3 protein-coding genes are annotated in these 3160 nt (G+C 68.2%); all 3 read left to right on the plus strand.

Translation table 11 applies throughout. The annotated features are described in order from the left end of the window. The first annotated feature begins 8 nt into the window (after positions 1–8). Positions 9–965 carry an ABC transporter permease gene (locus AC1DK4_RS40420; protein ID WP_441624468.1) on the plus strand — a complete coding sequence of 319 codons (957 nt, stop codon included), beginning with the start codon at positions 9–11 and terminating at the stop codon, positions 963–965. 31 nt (positions 966–996) lie between these two features. Then, a complete protein-coding gene (locus tag AC1DK4_RS40425; RefSeq protein WP_441624469.1) occupies positions 997–1881 on the plus strand; it encodes an ABC transporter permease in 885 nt (294 codons plus the stop codon). After that, positions 1881–3160, plus strand: a 1280-nt coding sequence (locus tag AC1DK4_RS40430; protein WP_477132253.1) for an ABC transporter ATP-binding protein, incomplete at its 3' end; no start/stop codon positions are given. The genes AC1DK4_RS40425 and AC1DK4_RS40430, both read left to right, overlap by 1 nt.

A 3160-nucleotide genomic window follows, 5' to 3' on the forward strand; every position in this document is an offset into this window, starting at 1 on the left:
GAGACACCATGAACCTGTTCATCTTGCGTCTGCTGGCGCGGCGCATCGGTCTGGCGCTGATCTCGCTACTGGCCGTCTCGGCCATCGTCTTCGCCATCACCGCGGTATTGCCCGGCGATGCCGCGCAGGAACAGCTCGGCCAGGACGCCACACCCGAAGCCCTGGCCGCGCTGCGTACCCAGATGGGCCTCGATGTCCCCGCGCCCGTGCGCTATGCGCACTGGCTGGGCGGCATGGCGACCGGCAATGCCGGCGAGTCGCTCGTCACCCACATGCCGGTGTCCGAGGCCATCGGCAGCCGCCTGCGCCAATCGCTGCTGCTGGCCGGCCTGACTGCGCTGATCTCGGTGCCGGTAGCACTCGGCCTCGGCATCCTGGCGGCGGTCTTCCGCGGCACATGGTTTGACCGCAGCGTCAGCCTGGGCGCGGTGGCGGTGGTCTCGGTGCCGGAGTTCCTGGTCGCCACGCTCGCGGTGCTGCTGTTCGCGGTCCACCTGCGCTGGCTGCCGGCGCTCGCCTACATCGGCACCGACGATTCCTGGGACAAGATCGTGCGTTCGCTGGCCATGCCGGTCCTGAGCCTGTGCTGCGTGATCGTCGCGCAGATGCTGCGCATGACCCGCGCGGCGGTGATCGACCAGCTCAACGCGCCCTATATCGAGATGGTGCGGCTCAAGGGCGCCTCCTCGACCCGCATGGTGCTGTTCCACGCCCTGCCCAACGCCATCGGCCCGATCGCCAATGCCGTGGCGCTGAGCCTGTCTTACCTGCTTGGCGGCGTCATCATCATCGAGACCATCTTCAACTACCCRGGGATCGCCAAGCTGATGGTGGACAGCGTCGCCCAGCGCGACATGCCCGTGGTCCAGGTGTGCGCCATGATTTTCTGTTGTGCGTACCTGATCCTCGTCACGCTTGCCGATGTGTGCGGCATCGTCGCCAATCCGCGTCTGCGCCACCGCTGAAGCCTTGAACGCCATGCAGGAGCTGCAACCCATGTCCCCTACCTCCAACACGCACGCCACCTCCGCCGTGAGCGCCCCCGATAAAAGCTGTCGCCGCCCGCGCCTGCCCAAACTGGGTATCACCGGCTGGATCGGCTGCCTGATCCTCATCGGTTGGCTGATTGCCGCCATTCTCGGCCCGATCCTGATCAGCCATGACGGCACGCCCACGGCCGAGATCCAGGTCTTCGGCCCGATCAGTGCCCTGCACTGGCTCGGTACCGACTACCTCGGGCGCGACATGCTGACGCGCGTGATCCTGGGCGCGCGCTATACCGTCTGCGTTGCGCTGGTCTCGACCCTGTGCGCCAGCGGCATCGGCATCACGCTGGCACTGCTCGCCACCGTCAGCGGGCGCTGGATCGATGCCGGCCTCAGCCGCGGCCTCGATACGCTCACGGCGATCCCCAGCAAGATGTTCGCACTGATCATGGTCGCGGCCTTCGGCTCCTCGGTGTGGATGCTCGCGCTCACGGCGGCGATCATCTACGTCCCGGGTGCATATCGGATCGCGCGCTCGCTGGCGGTCAACATCAACGCGATGGACTACGTCACGGTCGCCCGCACCCGCGGCGAAGGCACCGCCTACATCATGCGCCAGGAGATCCTGCCCAACATCCTCGGCCCGATGCTGGCCGACCTGGGGCTGCGCTTCGTCTACGTCGTGCTGCTGCTCGCGAGCCTCAGCTTCCTGGGCCTGGGCATCCAGCCGCCCGATGCCGACTGGGGTTCGCTGGTGCGCGAGAACATCGGCGCGCTGTCTGAAGGCAGCATGGCCGTGGTGGCGCCGGCGCTGGCCATCGCCAGCCTGACCCTCGCCGTCAATCTTGTTATCGACAACCTGCCGGGTCGCTCGGCACGTAACGGAGTCAAATAATGGGCACGTCCGTAAAGGTCAGCAATCTGCGCATCACCGCAGGCCAGGCGACGTTGGTAGATGGTGTGGACTTCGAGATCGAGCCCGGCAAGGTGCTGGCGCTGATCGGCGAGTCCGGCTCGGGCAAGACCACCACCGCGCTGGCGCTGATGGGCTTCGCGCGCCACGGTTGCGAGATCGCCGGCAGCATCCGGGTCGGCACCACCGACGTGCTGCACCTGTCGCCAGGCGAACAGCGCCGGCTGCGCGGGCGCGAGATCACCTATATCGCCCAGAGCGCGGCGGCCTCGTTCAACCCGTCGCGCACCATCATGGACCAGGTGGTCGAACCGGCGCTGATCCACCGGCTCATGAATCGCAAGGCTGCCGAGAAGAAGGCGGTCGCGCTGTTCCGCGAACTGGCGCTGCCCGACCCTGATTCCATCGGCGAGCGCTACCCCCACCAGGTCTCCGGCGGACAGTTGCAGCGCCTGATGGCCGCAATGGCCCTGATCACCGATCCCGACCTGGTGATCCTGGACGAGCCGACCACGGCCCTGGACGTCACCACCCAGGTCGAAGTGCTGCGCGTGTTCCGCCGCGCGGTGCAGGAACGCCGCACCACGGCGGTCTATGTCAGCCACGACCTCGCCGTGGTGGCCCAGGTGGCGGACCACATCCTGGTGCTGCGCGATGGCAAGATGCGCGAGCTGGGCGAGACCGACCAGATCCTGTACCAGCCCGCCGACGACTACACGCGCTGCCTGCTGGCCGCGGCGCGGCCGACCGAGCGTCCCGGCGCGCCGGTGGACCCGGACAAGAGCCCCCTGCTGCTCGAGGTCCGCGACCTGTCCGCCGGCTACGGTGCGGTCGATGCCCACGGGCAGCCGGCCGCGAAGATCCTGGAGGGCGTGGGCCTGAAGCTGTACCGGGGCCAGGCGATCGGCGTCATYGGCGAGTCGGGTTCGGGCAAGACCACGCTGGCGCGGGCCATCGCCGGCCTGGTGGCGCCCTGCCACGGCAGCATCGCGTTCGACGGCCGCCCACTGAAACCGACGGTGGCCAAACGCAGCCACGACGAGCTGCGGCGCATCCAGATCGTGTTCCAGATGGCCGATACCGCGCTCAATCCTGCACGCACCGTCGAGGAGATCCTGGCGCGGCCGCTGCAGTTCTTCCACGGCCTGCGCGGCGAAGCGAAACGGGCACGGATYCGCCAGTTGCTCGATCTGGTGCGGCTGCCGGCCRGCGTGGCGCAGCGCACGCCCGGTGGCCTGTCCGGCGGGCAGAAACAGCGCGT

This window comes from Cupriavidus sp. 05N38 (genome assembly GCF_056397345.1).

What these genes read in the sequence shown, in the direction of transcription:
- AC1DK4_RS40425 (WP_441624469.1), top strand. Translation starts at nt 997, where the DNA reads ATGTCCCCTACCTCCAACACGCACGCCACCTCCGCCGTGAGCGCCCCC.